Raw genomic sequence first — 19,161 nt, 5'->3', positions numbered from 1 at the left:
GCAGACGACCATGGGAATTGCCGACGCAGCTCCGGCCCCGGGATGCAGGGCCAGTCCGACCGCCACACCGACCGCTGCCGACGTGACGCACGCTCGAATCACTCGTTGATGCACTCTTCCCCCGTCCCGAGAACAACGCGGACCATCTGGCGTCGTCGATACGACGCATGCTCTGCTCGGAGCGTCGCCGCGCCCCTCGCGAGATGTCCGACTACCGGCGACGACGCCGCCACCAGATAGAAACTACACCATAAGTGATCGCCGATGTGCAATCGTGAATCGGAGGAGGTTGTCAGTCGAGGACGACGCACCGTTCCCGCGTGCGATCCACGCCGAACCAGCCACGCTCGAATTGCTGCCAGGCCTCGAGATGTGCCCGCGCGCCCTCCCCGTCACGGGCGACCGTCCGCTCGAGCCGTTCGTCGGATGTCCCGCCGTCGAGCCACAGCGCGTGGGACAGGCGGTCGGCGATCCGCCGCCGCGCCGAGGACACCCCTTCGATGATGAGCAGGGGCTGCCACTCGATCCACACGCGCGGGCCGGGTGTCGGGACGCCGTCCTGCCACACGCGTGGCCGGTACCGGTAGTCGCGGCGTCGTGTGAAGGGATGCAGCACATCGGCTTCCAGCTCCGGCCACCAGGCGACGGGGTCGTCCCACGTCGCGAAGTCGTCGGTGCGGACCAGGGTCACGCCGACCCCACGGGCTCGCAGGTCCGCGACCAGGAGGTCGGCGATCGTGGACTTCCCCGCTCCGGACGGCCCGTCGACGGCGACGATGCCCGCATCGAGGCGATCGGCCAGTTCGGTGATCCGAGCGCGGGTCCTGGGGTTCACCAGATCAGAATGGGTCACCGTCCGGCCGTGCCGGCCGCGAACGCCGGCGGCAGCTGCGTCAGCGGCGCCGTGATGGGCGCTTCGGGAACGCGCTGCACGGCGGTCCGCCCGGTGCGGAGGTACTCGACGATGGCGTTCTCGAGCGGCTTGTTGGCCCGGCCGAGTTGCGCGTGGTCGCCGCCCCCGACGGTGATGAGGTGGCTGCGCATCAGTGAACGCATCCTCAGTGCGCCGCGGTACGGCGTCTGCGGGTCACCGACGCTCTGGATCTGCAACGGCGTCACCGCCAGCCCGCGATTGCGGATCTCGATCGGTCGGGCCAGGGCCGGTGCGCCGGCGCAGGCGAGTCCGGACTCGTAGGCGAGCCCGGGCGCCTCGAAGGGGTCCCCGGTGACGTAGTTCGCGACGAACGCCTGGAAGCCGAGCGACGGCCGTGCGGGCGCCCGGTTCTCGTTGCACAGGACCGCTGCCTGCATGTCCTGGGAGACCTGCGCGGCTTCGAGGACCGCGGGCGCCGGGGTGGGCAGCTTACGGCCGGGCTTCGCGGTCATCTGTGCGACCAGTGGCCACGAGTTCCGATCCGGCGCGAAGGCGCGGGTGAGCACCAGTAGCTGTGACGTCAATTGCAGCGAGCCGGGCCTGAGCAAGGTGAGCATCAGGTTCTCGAACCGCGCCCGCGCATCGGCGGTGAGGTCGGTGCCGGCGATGTACTGCTGGGCGACCGCCCGCAGCCCCGGGGGCACGTCGCCCACCTGGGCAGGCGGCGCCAGGAGCGACGGCGGGACGCCCGCCTCGGCACTGACCCGGTCACTCCACTTCCGGTACACGGCCAGCGGAGTCTTTCCGAGCCCGTAGATCCGATCGTGGCGTGCGATCCACGCCATCATCGCGTGCACCCGGGCCTTGTAGCCGGGCGTCTGTGCGGAGAGAAGGGTGTTCCACACGAGACCGGGGTCGAAACCGGAATCGAGGACCATACGGTCGACCCGCTGAGGGAACAGCGTCGCATACGTCGACATCAACAAGGTGCCGTAGGAGATGCCGTAGAGGCTGACCTTGGACTCGCCGAGCAGACCGCGGACGACCTCCATGTCCCGGGCCGTGTTCTCCGTGGTGAGCGACGCCCCCAGGCCCGGTGTCCGGGCCTCACAGCGGTCGCGGTTCACCTTGCCGAGCGCCGTCATCAGTTCGGGTTCGTCGCCGGTGATCGGCTCGCAGCGCAGCGGGGTGCCCGACACCAGACCGCGGGGCTGCACGGCCACCAGGTCCCATTCGTCGAGCATCGCCGCGGGTGGGGGTACCTGACTGAACATCGCGATGCCGTCGCCACCCGGCCCCCCGGGGTTGCCCATCACGACACCGCGTCGGCGGGATTGGTCACGCGCCTGCATCCGGCTGACGCCGATCTCGATCGTCTTCCCCTGCGGCTTGCGGTAGTCGAGCGGCACCTCGACCGTCGCGCATCGGACACTCGCCGGGACACCGTGGACCGCGGGACATGCTTCCCAGTCGAGCGCGGGCGCCGCCGACGCCGCGGGCGTCCCCGCGAGCTGACCCGCGCTCACCAGCCCGGCGACGACCACCACGGTCAAGCCCGCTGCCACACCCCGAATTCGACGACGCCACCGATTACGCGAGATCACCACCTGACAGTAGCCGTCCGGTTTGCCGGGTACGAGGGGCCGGGTAGAGGGGCCGGACCTCACGCCAGGATGCGTCGACCGGACAGGGCACGACCGAGGGTGAGCTCGTCGGCGAATTCGAGGTCGCCGCCCATCGGCAACCCCGACGCGAGTCGGGTGACCGACAGACCGGGGAAGTCCTTGAGCATGCGCTGGAGGTAGGTCGCGGTGGCTTCGCCCTCGGTGTTCGGGTCGGTGGCGACGATCACCTCGGACACGTCGACGCCGTCCTCCTGATTGGCCAGCCGCCGCAACAGTTCGCGTATCCGCAACTGGTCGGGGCCGATCCCCGACAACGGGTCCAGAGCACCCCCGAGCACGTGATAGCGCCCGGTGAACTCCTTGGTCCGTTCGATCGCGTGCACGTCCTTGGGTTCCTCGACGACGCAGATCTTGCTGGCGTCGCGTCGCGAGTCCGAGCAGATCCGGCAGAGGCGATTCGCCGACACGTTCCCGCACTCGGCGCAGAACACGACGTCGTCGCGAACCCGCCCGAGCGCGGCGATGAGGCGATCGATGTCGGATTTCTCCCCGGCCAGCAGGTGGAAAGCGATCCGCTGCGCACCCTTCGGACCGAGCCCCGGCTGTTTCGCCAGCTGGTCGATCAGGTCCTGGATCGGTCCCTCATACATGGTGTTCTGCGTCCACGGTGTCCGGGGTTTCTACTCGTCGTTCGGCGTCGTGCGTGCGCGGGTGGGAAGTGCTCAGCCGCCGAGTCCGGGGAGGCCGCCGCCGAGACCTCCGGCCAGCGGGCCCATCTTCTCGCTGGCCAGCTGCTCACGCTTCTCCGACAGGTCGGCGAGCGCCCCGAGCAGCAGATCCTGCAGGGTTTCCACGTCGTCGGGATCGACGACCTTCGGGTCGATCGACACCGCGGTCACCTCCCCGGTGCCGTTCCCGGTCACGGTGACGAGTCCGTTGCCCGCACTGCCGACCACCTCGGCCGCCGCGATCTCGTTCTGCGCGGACAGGAGTTTCTCCTGCATCTGCTGCGCTTGCGCCAACAGTCCGGCCATCGGGTTCTCCCCGCCCTGACCGCCGCCGAACAACGCGCTGGGATCGAATGGTTGCGTCACCCGGCCCAGGGTAGTCGCAGCGTCAGCGCAGCAACCGATCGACATGCGCGGCGATGTCGTCGACGGTCGACTCCTCGACGGCCGCGACCTCGAAGGACAAGACCTCGTCGCCGAACAGTCGGCCCGCTCGCGCGGTCAGCGCGAACTCGAAGCGGTCGTCGACCCGGCGCCACTGCGTGATCGCGCCGTAGATCGGGGCACTCGCCCCGGTCGTGACGCAGTACTCGTCGGCGCGCGGTCCGCCGACGAGATCGCGTTGGATCTGGAAACACGCCAGCGACTCGTCGTCGATGAAGACCACGGCCTCGCAACCCAGGTCGGGATGCCGCTCGTAGGACGCTCGGATGGTCATGTGGCCAGCGTAGATCGTGGTGTCCTACCCCGACACCGACCGCAGGCTCTCGAATCTCCGGTGTTCACCGGTCAGCGGGTCGGTGAACTCCAGTACCCGCGCCACCAGGCGCAACGGCCTCGAGAAGTCCGCGCGGTCGGGGCGCGCCGCCAGTTCCGGGCGCACCTCGGGGTACAGCGGATCGTCGACGATGGGCACACCCAGTGATGCCATGTGCAAGCGGAGCTGATGCGTCCGGCCGGTGTGCGGCACCAGCCGGTAGACGCCGTGGGGTCCCGCGCCGTCGACGAGGGTGATGTCGCTGATGGCGTTGACGGGTCCGTCGACGACGAGCGCGCGGAGGTCGCCCGCGGTCTTCTCGATCCGATCCTGCACGGTCACGGTGGTGGTGAGCGTCTCGTCGGCGGGCGCGAGCGCGAGGTACTCCTTGCGCGCGGTCCGGGATGCGAACAGATTCTGATAGGCCGCCCGCACCTCGGGCCGCAGCGTGAACAGCAGCACTCCGGCGGTGAGCCGGTCCAACCGATGCGCCGGCGACACCGTGTCGGAGCCCAGCTCCCGCCGCAACCGGACCAGCGCGGTCTCGGTCACGTGCCGACCGCGGGGCATGGTGGCGAGGAAGTGCGGTTTGTCCACCACGACGATGTTCTCGTCGCGATAGAGCACCGGTAGGTCGAACGGGACCGGCACCTCGTCGTCGAGGTCGCGGTAGAGGTAGAGCGAGATGTTGCGGCGCGACGGCGAATCGAGATCCACCGGGTGGCCGTCCGCATCGACGACCTCGCCGGCGGAGGCTCGTCGACGCAGGTTGTCGGCCGTCAGGCCCGCCAGACCGGGCATTGCCAGCAGAGCCTGTCCCACCGTCAGTTCCGGCCCCGCTCGCACCACCACGCGCGTGGCGTCGACGCCGTCGCGAATGGGCAACGGCGACGGCCGCGCCCGGCCACGGCGGCGCCGAGCGGGACCGGCCGGCCCCGGCCCGGTCATCGGGCACCTCCGACGGAGCCGATCATCCGACGCCGCCGACTCGCTCGCCGGTCGTCAGCTCTCGAGGCGCTTCTTCAGGTTGCCGAGCACCTCGGCCTGAATTCGATTGAGACCCTTCGGCGCAAATGTCTTCTCGAAGAATCCGCCGATGCCGCCCGCACCCTGCCACGTGGTGGTGGTCGTGACGCGCGAACCGCTTCCCGACGGAGCGACGGTGTAGGTGGTCACCATCGTCGAATTGGCGTCGCGCTCGGTGACGGTGTCCGGGGTGACGCTGACGGTCGCCTGCACGTCGCGCTGCCGCTTCGACGTCGCCTGCAGAATCCAGTGCACGACGGTGCCGTCGCCGTTGCCGCCGCTGATCACCTTGTAGTCGCGGTACTGCTCCGGGAGGATCGCCGGGCGTACGTCGTTGTAATCGGCGAGCGCTCCGACCACAGCGTCCGGGGCGGCGGCGATGTCGAGCGACTGCGATGCGGAAACCTGACCCACGATTGGACACTCCTCAGTACGAAACGATTGGCGGGCGAACTGATCAAGTCCTAGGCTATCCGGGTGAGTAACCGGCTGGAGATGGGGGGAGCGGCATTCGACCAGGGGGTGTCCGACCTTCTGGCCAGTTATCGTGCCATCCCGCCGCACGCAACCGTGCGCCTTGCGAAGAAGACGTCCAACCTCTTCCGCAAGCGTGCCGCCAATCCACATCCCGGACTGGACGTCTCCGGGCTCGATCGCGTCATCTCGGTCGACCCGGAGGCGCGGACCGCTGATGTCGCCGGGATGTGTACCTACGAGAACCTCGTCGCGGCCACCCTGCCGTACGGCCTCGCGCCGCTGGTCGTCCCGCAGCTCAAGACGATCACGCTCGGCGGGGCGGTCACCGGTCTCGGTATCGAGAGCACGTCGTTCCGTTCGGGCCTGCCCCACGAATCGGTGCTGGAGATCGACATTCTCACCGGCGACGGCGAGATCCTGACGGCGACGCCGACCAATGAGCACGCCGACCTCTTCTACGGATTCCCGAATTCGTATGGCACGCTGGGATATTCGGTCCGCCTCCGCATCGAGCTGGAGCCGGTGAAGCCCTATGTGGCGTTGCGTCATCTCCGATTCACCTCCATCACCGACCTTCAATCGGCCATGGACACGATCGTCTCCAGCAAGACGCACGACGGCGAACCCGTCGACTACCTCGACGGAGTCGTGTTCTCCGCCAACGAGTCCTACCTGACGCTCGGCCGTCAGACCGACGACAACGGGCCGGTCAGCGACTACACCGGGATGGATGTCTTCTACCGCTCGATCCAAGAGAAGACCACCGATCGGCTCACGATCCACGACTACCTCTGGCGTTGGGACACCGACTGGTTCTGGTGCTCGCGCGCGTTCGGCGCCCAGAACCCGAAGATCCGGCGCTGGTGGCCGAAGCGGTACCTGCGCAGCAGTTTCTACTGGAAGCTCATCGGACTCGACCAGCGATTCGACATCGGCGACCGGCTCAACGCCCGCAAGGGGCTGCCCCCCGGCGAGCGGGTCGTGCAGGACATCGAGGTACCCATCGAACGGACCGCCGAGTACGTGGAGTGGTTCCTCACCGACATCCCGATCGAACCGATCTGGCTCTGCCCACTGCGCCTCCGCGAGCCGGCCCTCCCGGGCGCCGATCCGGTGCGCCCCTGGCCGCTGTATCCCCTTGCCCCGCAACGCACCTACGTCAACGTCGGCTTCTGGTCGGCCGTGCCGGTCACCCCGGGCGATCCCGGGCACACCAACAAGATCATCGAACGCAAGGTCGCCGAACTCGACGGCCACAAGTCGCTGTACTCAGAGAGTTTCTACACGCCGGAGGAGTTCGACGAACTCTACGGCGGAGAGAGTTATCGGCTCCTCAAGAAGCGGTACGACCCGCGCGGCCGTCTGCTGGACCTCTATGCGAAAGCGGTGAAACGCCAATGACCACGTTCAAGGACAGCACGCCGTCGAGTGTCGACTCACACGCCGGCAAGATGACCCTCGCCGAGATCTTCGAGACCCTCCTCGGCGGGAATCTCTCGATCCGGATCACCGCATACGACGGCAGCAGCGCCGGGCCCGCGGATGCCCAGTACGGCCTCGACCTGAAGACCCCGCGGGGGACGACGTATCTGGTGACCGCGCCGGGCGACCTCGGGCTGGCACGGGCCTACATCGCAGGCGATCTCGAACTCATCGGCGCCCACCCCGGCGACCCGTACCCGGCACTGAAGGCCCTCGCCAGCAACCTGCAGTTCCACCGCCCCTCCCCGCTGGCGCTCGCGCACATCGCACGGTCGCTGGGCATCGAGCACTTCAAGCCGATCGCACCGCCGCCACAGGAGGCCGTGCCGCGCTGGCGTCGATTCGCGGAAGGACTGCGGCACAGCAAGTCCCGCGATGCCGAGGTCATCCACTACCACTACGACGTCTCGAACACGTTCTACGAGTGGGTACTCGGACCGTCGATGACCTACACGTGCGCCGTCTACCCGGAACGCGACGCATCGCTGGAAGCCGCGCAGGAGAACAAGTACCGTCTCATCTTCGAGAAGCTCCGCCTCAAGCCCGGCGACCGCCTCCTCGACATCGGTTGCGGCTGGGGCGGAATGGTCCGCTATGCCGCCCGACGCGGTGTACACGCGATCGGGGCGACGCTGTCCGCCGAACAGGCGCAGTGGGCCCAGAAGGCGATCGCCGACGAAGGCCTCGGCGAGTTCGCCGAGGTCCGGCACAGCGACTACCGCGACGTCACCGAAAGCGGCTTCGACGCCGTGTCGTCCATCGGTCTCACCGAGCACATCGGCGTCCACAACTACCCCGCCTACTTCGGCTTCATGCGCGACAAGCTCCGTCCCGGCGGCATGCTGCTCAACCACTGCATCACCCGGCCCGACAACGCGAGCCGCAGCAAAGCGGGCTCCTTCATCGACCGCTACGTGTTCCCCGACGGCGAGCTCACCGGCTCCGGCAAGATCATCTCGAAGCTCCAGGACATCGGCGGCATGGAGGTCATCCACGAGGAGAACTTCCGCGAGCACTACGCGATGACGCTGCGCGACTGGAACATCAATCTCGTCGAGCACTGGGACGAGGCGGTGGCCGAGGTCGGCGAGGGCACCGCGCTGCTCTGGGGTCTCTACATGGCCGGATGCCGGATCGGCTTCGACCGCAACATCATCCAGCTCCATCACGTGCTCGCCACCAAGCTCGACGAGGACGGCGGCCACCAGGTACCGCTACGACCCTGGTGGGATGCCTGAGGGCGACCCGCCCTGCTCCCTGAGCCACGAAGGGGTCCCGACGCTCAGGCGACCGGCACGTCGATGACCGGGCGGCGGACGTCGGCGCCGGGTCCGTCGAAGTGCCACCACTCCCCCGCGTAGACCGTCAGCCCACCGGCGGCCATCGCCTCGCGTAGGCGGGCTCGCGCGGCCCGCGCCGGCGCCGACACCCCGTCTGTCGCATACGCGGTGGCCCGCGGGGTGAACGAGTCGAAGTCGGTCCCCATGTCGAGACGACACCGATCGTCGACGACACGAGCCGCCGGACAGTCCGGTCTCCGGACGGCCAGGGTCACGTCGACCGAGCGTCCCGCTTCGTGGCTGGTCGAGTACGGTCCCGGCCGGGCGACCCACGCCGGGTCGGGCACCTTGGCGAACATCCTCTGCTGCACCGAGTGCGGTCGGTAGCAGTCCCAGAACACCAGCGCCTCGCCGCGGGCGCGCAGAATCCGCGCGGCGGCCCGGAGTCCCGGGGTCATCGATTCATGGACCAGACATCGGGCGTTCGGCGGGTACAGCCGCTCGCCGACGAAGTTGTCGGTCGTCGCATAGCGCAGGTCGAGGACGGCGTCGGGAACCGCGGTCCGGACGTCGACGAAACCGACCGCGCTGACCCGCCGGTCGACCGGCATCCGTACCGACGGGGCGAGCCCGGCAACGGGTGCACTCACCTCCGATCCCGATGTGCCGCCGCCGGGCGACCCACCATCCACAGATGTCTCGGTCGGGGTCGCCGCAGCGCACGCCATCGACATGGTGAGCGCAGCCGTCACCGACATCAGTGACAGTCCGATGCGCACCGCTACTCGTCGCATCTGTGCGTTCTACCACGGTGAGACGAGTGCGCACCGCGGGCCCGCCCGGTCACTCGAGCGGTCTGGCGCCCAGCTCCGACTTGAGCAGTTCCAGCGCCACCTGGTCCGGGTCGAGCCGCTGCTCGGGGTTCCCGGTGCGCGCGTCGGCCACCATCTCGGCCCGCTCGTCGTGCGGGATGTCCTCGTCGGCACGTGGCGGCTCGGGCTCCTCCGGCTCGGCCACCGGTTCCGGTGCGGGCGCCGGCGTCGCCGACTGGTCCCGTGCGCGACTCGGCCGTGAATACGACTGGCGTGCCTTACCCGGTTGCTTCGACGTCGGTGCGGAGGACGTGGCGGTGGGCGCGGCCGCGCCCGGCGCCTGGTGCACCGTCCGCACGTCGAGCTCGGTACCGAAGACCTCGGTGAGCGCCTCCCGGATGATCGTGACGGCGTGTGGCGCCGACAACCGCCCGACGAGGACCTCGACGGGGTGGGAGAGCACCACGGTCGTTCCGTCGACGTCGGCGATGACCGCCGCCGACAGCATCGGCTCCAGACTCTTCGAACGCTCACGCACTGCGGCCCGGATGTCCTGGTACCGCTTGCGCACCGTGTCGGCGTCGAGGCCCGCGGGCGCCTCGGGTTCGGGCTCGGCTTCTGCTTCCGGCTCGGGTGCGGGTTCGGGCCTGCGGGCGCGGACGGGCATCGCATCCGGTGGCGGGACGTCGTCCTCGTCGACGGGTTCGTCGGGTAGCGGGATGTCGTCGTATGGCGACGTCGACGCGGAGTCGGCGATCGGCTCCGGCTCCGGTTCCGGCTCCGGCGTCTCCTGCGGGCGCGACGGCGGCTCGGGCGCGGACGGAGTCCGTTCGGCACGCGCCGGGGGTTGCGTCGGCGTCGCCGGGGCAGGCGCCTCGATCAGGGTCGCCGCCTCGTCGTCCGACGCGGTGTCGTCGGTGTCCGCCGGAACTGCCGCGGGCTCGGCCTCGAGCGATTCGGCACTCGGCTGCTCGGCGATCAGCTCCTCGAACATCGAATCGTCGTCGGCGGGCGCTTCCGCCGGCGCCGCCGGGTCGAGGTCATGCTCGGTCGTCGGGTTCGCGGGAGGAACAGCCGAATCAGCAACCGCCGCATCGGCAACGGTCGCCTCGTCTGCCACCGGTTCAGCGACAACCGGTTCAGCGACAACCGGTTCAGCGACAACCGGTTCAGCGACAACCGGAGCGTCATTCGCAGCCGGCGCCTGCTCGTCGCGATCGGGCGCGGGCTGGGCGGTGTCGGCCTCGACGGCTTCGGCCGCCGCGCGGTCGGAGGCCTGGGCGGCCTTGGCGTCCTCCATCGCCTTGCGTTGCGACGGCCGGACGAACTTCGGCTCCGGTTCCGGCTCGGCCGGTTTCGTCGGTACCGGGATCGACGTCGTGCCGATGCCCGACTCGAGTCGTTCGAGTCGCTGGAGCAGCGCCGCGTCGTCGGCGGAGACAGCGGGTAGCAGCATCCGCGCACACATCACCTCGAGCAGCAGCCGCGGCGAGGTGGTGCCCCGCATCTCCCCGAGCGCGTTGTGGACGATCTCGGCGAATCGGGTCAGCGACGCCGGGCCGAGGGTCTCGATCTGGGCGCGCATCCGCACGAGCTGATCACCCGGGGCCTCGACCAGCCCACGGTCCGCGGCATCCGGAACCGCTTGCAGGAGAATCAGATCACGCAGACGTTCGAGCAGGTCGACAGCGAAACGTCGGGGATCGTGCCCGGCGTCGACGACCTTCTCCACCGTGCCGAACAGGGCCGAGCCGTCCGCGTCGGCGAGTGCGTCCACGGCGGTGTCGATCAGCGCGACGTCGGTCACGCCCAGGAGGGCCAGCGCCCGTTCGTAGGCGACTCCCTGATCGTCGGCACCGGCCAGCAGCTGGTCGAGGATCGACAGTGAGTCACGCGGAGACCCGCCGCCCGCGCGGATCACGAGCGGGTACACCTCGGGCGCGACCGTCACGCTCTCGCGCTCGCAGATCTTCTCCAGCAGGCCACGCATGACCGGCGGCGCGAGCAGCCGGAACGGGTAGTGGTGGGTTCGCGACCGGATGGTCGGGAGGACCTTCTCGGGTTCGGTGGTCGCGAACACGAAGATCAGGTGCTCCGGCGGCTCCTCGACGATCTTGAGGAGCGCGTTGAAGCCCGCGTTGGTCACCATGTGCGCCTCGTCGACGATGAACACGCGGTAGCGCGACTCGGCGGGCGCATAGAACGCGCGGTCGCGGAGCTCGCGGGTGTCGTCGACACCACCATGGCTCGCGGCGTCGAGCTCGATGACGTCGAGATTGCCCGGGCCGCCCGGCGCGAGCGCCACACAGGAAGCGCAGGTTCCGCACGGGGTGGAGGTGGGCCCCTGCGCACAGTTCAGCGAGCGAGCCAGGATTCGCGCCGACGACGTCTTGCCACAACCACGCGGACCGGAGAACAGATACGCGTGATTGATGCGCCCCGAATCCAGGGCGCGGCTCAACGGATCGGTGACGTGCTCCTGCCCCACGACGTCGGCGAAGGTAGCCGGGCGATAGGTGCGATACAGAGCCACGCGTCGAGACTACCGGCGACCCGTGACACTCGATGAGTGTGCCTCACACTGGCGAAGCGGGCCCCTGTTCGGGTGTCTCGCCGACGGGTTCGCCATCGGTTCCGACCAGGTCATCGGCCATCCCGTGGACGTGGTCGGTGGGCTCGGACGGGCCCTGGGACTCGCGGGGTCCGGACTCGTCGCCACCCGTGTCCGCCTGCCGGCGGTCCCCGCCCCCGGAACTGCCCGCATCACCGGTCGGCAGCCCGCCGTCGGCGATGACAGCGGCCGCTACGCCGGCCGGGATGATCGGATCGGAGGACGTCGACGACCTGCCGCGACCACCGACCATCCGCAGGCCGATGACCGTCGCGACGAGCACCCCGAGGTAGGCCCACAGGTAGGGGCTGACGGTGAACCAGTTCAGCCATCGGATGTGTGTCTTCACATACAACCCCGTGTAGTAGCCGTCGGGGATCAGCGCGGGTACATGCGTCGGCCATGAGAACGCGAGGAGTATCAGGGCTGCAACCCCCACGCCTGCCCACACCCGAGGGGTACGCGACCGTCGGACGTCGAGGATCAGGTGGATCCCGATGACCAGGATCGGGATGAACCAGACCCAGTGATGGCCCCACGACATCGGCGACACCACGCAGGCGGTCATGCCGACGATGCTGACGGCGAGGAGTTCCTGGCCCTTGCGATGGGCGTACGTCGCGACCGCGAAGCCGACCGTGAGCGCCGCGAGGACCACGACGAGCCACAGCAGCGTCGGCGGATTGTCGGTGTCGAGGTGGTTGGCGAGCATGCCGCGGAGGGACTGGTTGCCGCGCAACTGCGCCGACCCGACCCGGTCGGACTCGAACAGTTTGCCCGTCCAGTACGACCACGAATCCCCCGGCAGCACCACGAAACCGATGAGCACGGTGGTGACGAAACCGCCGATGACCCCGGCGAGGGCGCGCCAGTTCCGCTGCACCAGGAAGTACCCGGCGAAGATCAGCGGGGTCAGCTTGATACCGGCCGCGACGCCGGTCCAGAAACCCTTGAGGCGTCCACCGTCGGGACGCGCCAGGTCGGCCAGGATCACGAGCATCAGGAAGACGTTGATCTGTCCGTACCAGATCGTCGTCCGCACCGGCTCGAACAGCATCGCCACCGCAACCAGCGACACCGCGATGACCCGCAGCGGCCAGGTCACCGGCCGGCCGAGACTGCGGAAGCTCAGCATGATCACCAGGTAGAGCGCGACGACGATGCCTGCGGTCCACAACGGACGCGCGAGGTCGAAGGACATCCAGGCCAGCGGACTGAAGAGCAACGCGGAGAACGGCGAATAGGTGTAGTCCAGATCGCCGATCATCTTGACGTCGTAGAGGCTGACACCGCTGGTCACCGACCGCGCACCCGCCTGGTAGACGGCGAGGTCGATCTGGTTGTTCAGCAATCCCCAGAACTGGGCGCCCAAGGGTACGACGACGTCCTGGAGCGCCAGTGCGATGACCCCCACGACGGCGAAACCGGTTGCGAGAAGAACCGGCCTGGGCAGATTCACGATTTGAAAGCCTGTCACAAAGTGGCGTGCACGCCAGCGCACTCGCCGGGGAATGAGAGCAATCTAACGCCGCGATCGGCGCGTTGCCGGTGTGTCGGCGCGGTTCAGAGCTCCCGCGGCCGCTGTCTCGGCGGCCGCGAGTGCGCGCGGCGGGTCAGCTGGACCGGGCGAGAAGGGTCTCCGCCGCGGCGAGCAGAACACAGGTGGACACCCCGTCCATCGCGGCACGCAGGTCGTCGGTGTTCGGGAACGTTGGCGCGAGGCGGATGTTCTGATCGTGCGGATCGGTCTTGTACGGGAACGCCGACCCGGCAGCGGTGAGGGCGATGCCGGCCTCTTTTGCCAGCTCGATGGTGCGCCGGGCCGCGCCGTCGACGACATCGAGGCTGATGAAGTAGCCGCCCTCCGGCTCCGACCACGACGCGACCTTCGACTCGGTGAGTCGATCGTCGAGGATGTTGAGCACGAGCTGGAACTTCGGTGCCAGGATCTCCCGATGGCGGGCCATGTGCGCCCGCACGCCGTCGGCGTCCCCGAAGAACTTCAGGTGCCGCAGCTGATTGACCTTGTCGGGTCCGATCGTCTTCAGCGACAGGTACTTGCTGAACCAGGCCAGGTTCTCCGGCGACGATCCGAAGAACGAGACGCCCGCGCCGGCGAAGGTGATCTTCGACGTCGAGCCGAGGACGTACACCCGGTTGGGGTGCCCGGCCTGGGCCGCCATCTCGAGGATCGGCAGCGCGGTCGGCGGGTTCTCCACGAGGGTGTGGACGACGTAGGCGTTGTCCCAGTAGATCCGGAAGTCCGGCGCCGCGGACATCTCGAGCAGTCCCCGCGTGACCTCCTCGGAGAAGGTGACACCGGTCGGGTTCGAGTACGTCGGGACAGCCCACATGCCCTTGATGCTCGGATCGGCGGCCACGAGTTCGGCGCACACCCGTACGTCGGGGCCGTCGGGCAGCATCGGCACCGGGATCATCTCGATGCCGAGGCTCTCGGTGATCGCGAAGTGGCGGTCGTACCCGGGCGAGGGGCACAGGAACTTGATCGGCTGACGTCCCCAGGGTTCATCGGAGTCCGCGGTGCCGTGCAGCATCCCGAACACGGTGAGGTCGTGCATGATCTCGAGACTCGAGTTGCCGAGCGCGATGAGGTTGTCGGGGTCGACGGCGAGGAGTTCGCCGAAGATCCCGCGCAGCTCCGGGAGCCCGTTGAGCCCGCCGTAGTTGCGGGTGTCGGTGCCCGCGCCGTCGCGGTACTCGTCGCCGGGCAGCGACAACAGCGGGTTGGAGAGGTCGAGTTGCTCGGGGGCCGGCTTGCCGCGGGTGAGATCGAGCTTGAGCCCCAGCGCGCGAAGCGACTCGTACTGCTTGGTCAGATCCGCCTGGGTGTTCCGGAGTTGGTCGGCACTCATCGAGTGAAAATTCAACGTTGGCCCTCTCGCGGCTCGACGCCGGTGCGGGTGGCCGACGCCGCAGACCTGGATCTTCGTATCTGGGATATAGGGGACCCCGCGCACCCGAGAGAGCCCGTTGACCCTTGCTGCCTTCCGGCCCTGGGGGAGTTCACAGGATGCACGCCGCGCGGGATCCGTCGTCCAGTGTAGCGAGGGGTTCCCGCGCCGCGAGCCGGGGTCCTCGAAGCCGTTCCGGGCGGCCGGTCGGGTCCTGGAAACGACTGCTGCAAACGACTGCTGCAAACGACGAAGGTCCGCGGTGTCACCCGAGCGGGGTGTCACTGCGGACCTTCGGTGGCGGAGGATAGGGGATTCGAACCCCTGAGGGCTGTTAACCCAACCCGCGTTCCAGGCGAGCGCCATAGGCCACTAGGCGAATCCTCCAACGTCGAGATGATAGCCGCCGAGCGCGCACCAACCCAAACCGTCCGGCGGCCGAGCGTGACCGCTAGGGTCGACGACATGGCGGATTCCTCTCCAGTCGTTGTCGTCGGAGCCACCGGAGGGCAGGGCGGCGCCGTACTCGATGCGCTGCTCGACGCCGGTTTCCCCGTCCGCGCCGTCGTGCGGGACGCGGTGTCGGGCAAGGCGGCGCGCCTGGCCGATCGAGGCGTCGAACTCGCGGTCGGCGACATCGTGAGCGGCGTGGGTCTGACCGAGGCGTTCACCGGGTCCGCGGGCGTGTTCGCACTCACCACGCCTTTCGAATCCGGGGTCGGCGCCGAGATCGGTCAGGGTCGCGCACTGATCGAAGCGGCCACGTCCGCATCGATCCCGTACCTGGTGTTCTCCTCGGTCGCCTCGGCCGATCGCCAGACGGGCGTGCCGCATTTCGATTCCAAGTTCGAGGTCGAGCAGATGCTGGCGGCCACCGAGATCCCGCACACGATCGTCGGCCCGGCCTACTTCTTCGACAACCTGCTCGGCGGGGCCGACGCACTCGCGGCGGGCGTGATGCCGATCGCGATGCCCGCCGACAAGCCGCTGCAACAGCTCTCGCGGCGCGACCTGGGGCGACTCGTCGCCACGCTGTTCGCCGCACCCGAGGTCCACATCGGGCAGCGCATCGACCTCGCGTCCGACCAGCCGACGCCGGCCGAGATGGCGCGCATCATCGGCGAGGTCCTCGGTACCACGGTCACCGCGGAGTCCTACGACCCCGAACGCATCGAGTCCGAGGACATGCGGGCGATGTTCACCTTCCTCGGCGGGCGCGGCTACGAGGTCGACATCCCCACCCTGCACCGGCGCTTCCCCGATGTCGGGTGGCAGAGCTTCGCCACCTGGGCGGCGGAGGCGCTGCGCCGCTGAGCCGACCGCGTCGCTCAGCCGTCGGCGCGACGGTTGCCCTGCGCGTCCCAGTGCTCGGCGACCTTCTTGCTCGGCTGCACACGCGGCGGCTCCCCCGGCATCTTTGGGTAGCTGGGCGGATAGGGCATGTCACCCAAACCGTTTGCGTCATCGGCCTGCACCATCTCCAGCAGCTTCTCGACGCCGCGCCGATGGTCGGCGATGTCGGCCCACGGGTCCCCGCGATCCGCGAGGAGCTTCGGGACGGTCGCGATGGTGCAGTCGTCCGGGTCGACATCGGCGAGTTCGTCCCATGTCACCGGCGTCGACACCCGCGCGCGGGCGCTGCGGCGGACGGAATACGGTGACGCCATCGTGCGGTCGCGGGCGTTCTGGTTGTAGTCGATGAAGATCCGTTCGCCCCGTTCCTCTTTCCACCACGACGTGGTGACCGCGTCCGGGTCGCGGCGTTCGAGTTCGCGGGCGATCGCGATGACACAGCGTCGGGTCGCGATGAAATCCCACAGCGGTTCGATGGGCACGTACACATGCACCCCACGCCCGCCGGAGGTCTTCGCAAAACCGGCGAAGCCCAGTTCGTCGAGCAGCGGCTTCAACCCCTCGATCGCCACGCGGCGCACGTCGGAGAAGGTCGTGCCGGGCTGCGGATCGAGGTCGATGCGAAGCTGATCGGGATGGTCGTTGTCGGGGTGCAGGGTCGGCCAGGTGTGAAAGGTGACGGTGCCCAGGTTCGCACCCCACACGAGATCAGCGGGCACCGTGGGCCGGATCGCGTCGCCGGTCCGCTTGGACGGGAACACGATCGGGGTGGACTGGACATGCTCCGGCCGCTTCTTGGCGATGTGCTTCTGGTAGATCTCCTCCCCTTCGACGCCGTCGGGGAACCGCTGCAGGAAGGTCGGCCGGTCACGGGTGGCACGCATCAGGGGCCCGTCACCGCTGCCGTCCCCGTCGCCTGTGAGGTCGCCGAGCGCGACCGCGCGGTAGTACCCGACGAGATCGCGCTTGCGGCCACCGTTCTCGCCCAGCTCGGGGAAGTAGATCTTGTCCGGGTTGCTCATCCGGACGGGGACTCCGTCGACGTCGAGTTCCTCTGCGGGAGAACGAGATGCCATGGTCATTCTCCTTCGAGGACGTCGTGGAGATCGTAGGTCAGCGGGACGTCGAGCTGGTCGTAGCCGCAGCTCTCCGGTTCTCGATCGGGCCGCCATCGGAGAAATTTCACGGTGTGCCGGAACCGATGGTTCTCCATCTGGTCATAGGCGAACTCCGCAACCAGCTCTGGGCGGATCGGGATCCACTCCCCCGACTTCTCCGACCGCCACCGCGTCGGCTCACCCGGTGACGCCTTCTCCGGGTCCAGCCGCATCGGCTCGAACATCTGCTGCAACTCGATCCGTTTCGCGTCGGAGAAGGCCCCGGCCCCGCCGACCATCCGCAGTTCGCCGTCGTCGCCGTACAATCCGAGCAGCATCGAACCGATCCCGGTCCCTGACTTGTGGATTCGGTAGCCGAAGATGACGCAGTCCGCCGTGCGCTTGTGCTTGATCTTCAGCATCTCCCGCTTGTTCTCGACGTACACGCCGTCGAGTCGCTTGGCGACGACTCCGTCGAGCCCGGCACCTTCGAAGGCGGAGAACCAGTCCTCGGCGACCGCGGGGTCGCTCGTCACCCGGCTGACATGCACGTGACGATCCCGCCCGCCCGGACCGACCGCCCGCAGCAGCGCCTCCCGGCGCACCTCGAAGGGTTCGGCCATCACGCTCGTCGACTCCAGCGCCAGCGCGTCGAAGCCGATGAAGATCGCCGGTGTCTTCTCCGCGAGCATGGTGACGCGCGACTCCGCCGGATGGATCCGCTGTGCGAGCGAATCCCAGTCGAGGCGATGGGTGTCGCCGATGAGCGCGGGCACCCCGATCTCACCGTCGAGGACCACCTTGTCGGGCAGTTCGTCCTTCGCCGCCGCGACGATCTCGGGGAAGTACCGGGCCAGGTCCTTGCCGCCGCGCGATCCGATCGAGACCTCGTCGCCGTCGCGGAAGATCAACGCGCGAAAACCATCCCACTTGGGTTCATACGACCACGCCACCGAACCGTCCGGCTGTGGCGGCACGCTGGTCACCGCCTTGGCCAGCATCGGCGCAACGGGCGGCATGACCGGAAGATCCATGAAACTCATCGTTCCTCACTCCTCGACGCGACCGCAACGCCTACGCGCAGCCACGCACCCGGGGGCGTCGTCCGGGCCGCTGAGGCAGACCGGTCCCGACGGCGATTCTCATCGCCGGGCGGTAATCTCGACGCGATGTCGACGCAGCGAGCGGGCCGGTACGCGCCCTCCCCTTCCGGGGACCTCCACATCGGCAATCTGCGGACCGCCCTCCTCGCCTGGCTGTTCGCACGGACCACCGGTCGGCGGTTCCTGATCCGGATGGAGGATCTCGACCGGGCCGTTCCGGGCTCCGATTCCCGGCAGCTGTCCGACCTGGCGGCCCTCGGCATCGACTGGGACCCGCCCGTCGTCCACCAGACCGACCGGCTCGCCACGTACCGGTCCGTCATCGACGATCTGCGCGTCGTCGGTCGCACCTTCGAGTGCTTCTGTACCCGCCGCGAGATCCTCGAGGCACCGTCCGCGCCCCACGCTCCGCAGGGCGCCTATCCGGGCACGTGCCGCGACCTCACCTCGGCCGAACGCGACGAACGCCGGGCCACCCGGCCGCCCGCGATCCGGCTCCGCGCCGACATCGAGGTGTTCGGCGTCGACGACCTCGTACACGGCACCTACTCGGGCGCGGTCGACGACTTCGTACTGCAGCGCAACGACGGCACCCCCGCCTACAACCTGGTCGTCGTCGTCGACGATGCGGCGCAGGGCGTTGATCAGGTCGTCCGCGGTGACGACCTGTTGTCCTCGGCGCCCCGCCAGGCCTACCTGGCGACACTGCTGGGGTCGAGCCCACCGGCGTACGCGCACGTGCCGATGGTACTCAACGCCAACGGGATACGACTCAGCAAGCGAGATGGGGCGGTGACCCTGGCCGACCTCGCCGCCGACGGGGTGGCGACGTCGACGGTCCTGTCCCGCATCGCCCATTCGCTGGGGCTCGGGGGCCGGGACGAACCCGTGACACTCCCCCTGCTCGCGGGCCGTTTCGACCCCGTCGCGCTGCCGACCGAACCGTGGTTCCTGACGGCCGACGAGTGGAGTTAGCGGCCCACTTCTCCGCTCCCTGAGGTGCGAGGAGCGATAGCGACGAGCC

The 19,161-nt window shown here is 68.7% G+C and carries 17 protein-coding genes, 1 tRNA gene and 1 other RNA gene; 4 read left to right on the top strand and 15 right to left on the bottom strand.

The window, feature by feature from the left end; genetic code table 11:
- Window positions 1-292: 292 nt before the first annotated feature.
- The 7 genes from CA982_RS01250 to CA982_RS01220 all read right to left on the bottom strand — a co-directional run bounded on the left by CA982_RS01250 (window position 293) and on the right by CA982_RS01220 (window position 5,424).
- Complete coding sequence (locus CA982_RS01250; protein ID WP_208617849.1) at window positions 293-853, bottom strand: uridine kinase family protein; 561 nt, start codon at window positions 851-853, stop codon at window positions 293-295.
- Window positions 850-2,439, bottom strand: a complete 1,590-nt coding sequence (locus tag CA982_RS01245) for an alpha/beta fold hydrolase (RefSeq protein ID WP_086533510.1) — start codon at window positions 2,437-2,439, stop codon at window positions 850-852. The genes CA982_RS01250 and CA982_RS01245 overlap by 4 nt, the downstream gene beginning before the upstream one ends.
- Window positions 2,440-2,537: 98 nt before the next feature.
- Window positions 2,538-3,149 carry a recombination mediator RecR gene (recR, locus tag CA982_RS01240; RefSeq protein WP_004021589.1) on the bottom strand — a complete coding sequence of 204 codons (612 nt, stop codon included), beginning with the start codon at window positions 3,147-3,149 and terminating at the stop codon, window positions 2,538-2,540.
- Between the two features lie 72 nt (window positions 3,150-3,221).
- Window positions 3,222-3,638 carry a YbaB/EbfC family nucleoid-associated protein gene (locus tag CA982_RS01235; RefSeq protein ID WP_004021588.1) on the bottom strand — a complete coding sequence of 139 codons (417 nt, stop codon included), beginning with the start codon at window positions 3,636-3,638 and terminating at the stop codon, window positions 3,222-3,224.
- On the bottom strand, window positions 3,616-3,945 hold the full coding sequence (locus CA982_RS01230) for a hypothetical protein (RefSeq protein ID WP_004021587.1): 330 nt from the start codon (window positions 3,943-3,945) through the stop codon (window positions 3,616-3,618). The genes CA982_RS01235 and CA982_RS01230 overlap by 23 nt, the downstream gene beginning before the upstream one ends.
- Window positions 3,946-3,969: 24 nt before the next feature.
- The gene (locus tag CA982_RS01225; protein ID WP_244176083.1) at window positions 3,970-4,932 is read right to left on the bottom strand and encodes a pseudouridine synthase; all 963 of its coding nucleotides are present in this window, start codon (window positions 4,930-4,932) and stop codon (window positions 3,970-3,972) included.
- A gap of 54 nt (window positions 4,933-4,986) precedes the next feature.
- A complete protein-coding gene (locus tag CA982_RS01220; RefSeq protein ID WP_086533508.1) occupies window positions 4,987-5,424 on the bottom strand; it encodes an SRPBCC family protein in 438 nt (145 codons plus the stop codon).
- An 81-nt stretch (window positions 5,425-5,505) separates the two neighbouring features.
- On the opposite strand from CA982_RS01220, the gene CA982_RS01215 reads away from it, so the two are divergent.
- Together CA982_RS01215 and CA982_RS01210 are read left to right on the top strand one after the other, a co-directional pair.
- Window positions 5,506-6,888: an FAD-binding oxidoreductase gene (locus CA982_RS01215; protein ID WP_086533628.1), complete on the top strand. Its 1,383-nt coding sequence runs from the start codon at window positions 5,506-5,508 to the stop codon at window positions 6,886-6,888.
- Window positions 6,885-8,207 (top strand): class I SAM-dependent methyltransferase, encoded by a 1,323-nt coding sequence (locus tag CA982_RS01210; RefSeq protein ID WP_086533507.1) that lies wholly within the window; start codon window positions 6,885-6,887, stop codon window positions 8,205-8,207. Before CA982_RS01215 ends, CA982_RS01210 begins: the two co-directional genes overlap by 4 nt.
- Window positions 8,208-8,251: 44 nt before the next feature.
- Here the strand turns inward: CA982_RS01210 and CA982_RS01205 are convergent, their stop codons facing one another.
- The 6 genes from CA982_RS01205 to CA982_RS01180 all read right to left on the bottom strand — a co-directional run bounded on the left by CA982_RS01205 (window position 8,252) and on the right by CA982_RS01180 (window position 14,971).
- A complete protein-coding gene (locus CA982_RS01205) occupies window positions 8,252-9,043 on the bottom strand; it encodes a M15 family metallopeptidase (protein WP_143412509.1) in 792 nt (263 codons plus the stop codon).
- Between the two features lie 49 nt (window positions 9,044-9,092).
- Window positions 9,093-11,594 carry a DNA polymerase III subunit gamma and tau gene (locus CA982_RS01200; protein WP_086533506.1) on the bottom strand — a complete coding sequence of 834 codons (2,502 nt, stop codon included), beginning with the start codon at window positions 11,592-11,594 and terminating at the stop codon, window positions 9,093-9,095.
- A gap of 43 nt (window positions 11,595-11,637) precedes the next feature.
- Window positions 11,638-13,131, bottom strand: coding sequence for a glycosyltransferase 87 family protein (locus CA982_RS01195; protein ID WP_086533505.1), 1,494 nt, complete (start codon window positions 13,129-13,131; stop codon window positions 11,638-11,640).
- Window positions 13,132-13,285: 154 nt separating this feature from the next.
- Window positions 13,286-14,560, bottom strand: a complete 1,275-nt coding sequence (locus CA982_RS01190; protein WP_086533504.1) for an aspartate aminotransferase type Ic — start codon at window positions 14,558-14,560, stop codon at window positions 13,286-13,288.
- A 71-nt stretch (window positions 14,561-14,631) separates the two neighbouring features.
- An RNA gene (gene ffs / locus CA982_RS01185) (signal recognition particle sRNA small type) lies at window positions 14,632-14,726 on the bottom strand.
- Between the two features lie 156 nt (window positions 14,727-14,882).
- Window positions 14,883-14,971 (bottom strand) — tRNA-Ser (locus CA982_RS01180).
- A gap of 78 nt (window positions 14,972-15,049) precedes the next feature.
- Here CA982_RS01180 and CA982_RS01175 point away from each other — a divergent pair.
- Window positions 15,050-15,898 carry an NmrA/HSCARG family protein gene (locus CA982_RS01175; RefSeq protein WP_086533503.1) on the top strand — a complete coding sequence of 283 codons (849 nt, stop codon included), beginning with the start codon at window positions 15,050-15,052 and terminating at the stop codon, window positions 15,896-15,898.
- 14 nt (window positions 15,899-15,912) lie between these two features.
- Here the strand turns inward: CA982_RS01175 and CA982_RS01170 are convergent, their stop codons facing one another.
- Together CA982_RS01170 and CA982_RS01165 are read right to left on the bottom strand one after the other, a co-directional pair.
- On the bottom strand, window positions 15,913-17,013 hold the full coding sequence (locus CA982_RS01170; protein WP_086533502.1) for a DNA polymerase domain-containing protein: 1,101 nt from the start codon (window positions 17,011-17,013) through the stop codon (window positions 15,913-15,915).
- Between the two features lie 2 nt (window positions 17,014-17,015).
- Entirely contained in the window at window positions 17,016-18,068 is a 1,053-nt protein-coding gene (locus CA982_RS01165) for an ATP-dependent DNA ligase (RefSeq protein WP_086533501.1), read from the bottom strand.
- 135 nt (window positions 18,069-18,203) lie between these two features.
- Between CA982_RS01165 and gluQRS the strand changes: the two genes are divergently transcribed.
- A complete protein-coding gene (gene gluQRS, locus CA982_RS01160) occupies window positions 18,204-19,112 on the top strand; it encodes a tRNA glutamyl-Q(34) synthetase GluQRS (RefSeq protein WP_086533500.1) in 909 nt (302 codons plus the stop codon).
- Window positions 19,113-19,161: the final 49 nt, after the last annotated feature.

It is taken from the genome of Gordonia lacunae, assembly GCF_002149015.1.
Classification (GTDB): Bacteria; Actinomycetota; Actinomycetes; order Mycobacteriales; family Mycobacteriaceae; genus Gordonia; species Gordonia lacunae.
The sequence above is the reverse complement of the archived record's forward strand: the minus strand, read 5'-3'. Positions and strand labels throughout refer to the sequence as shown.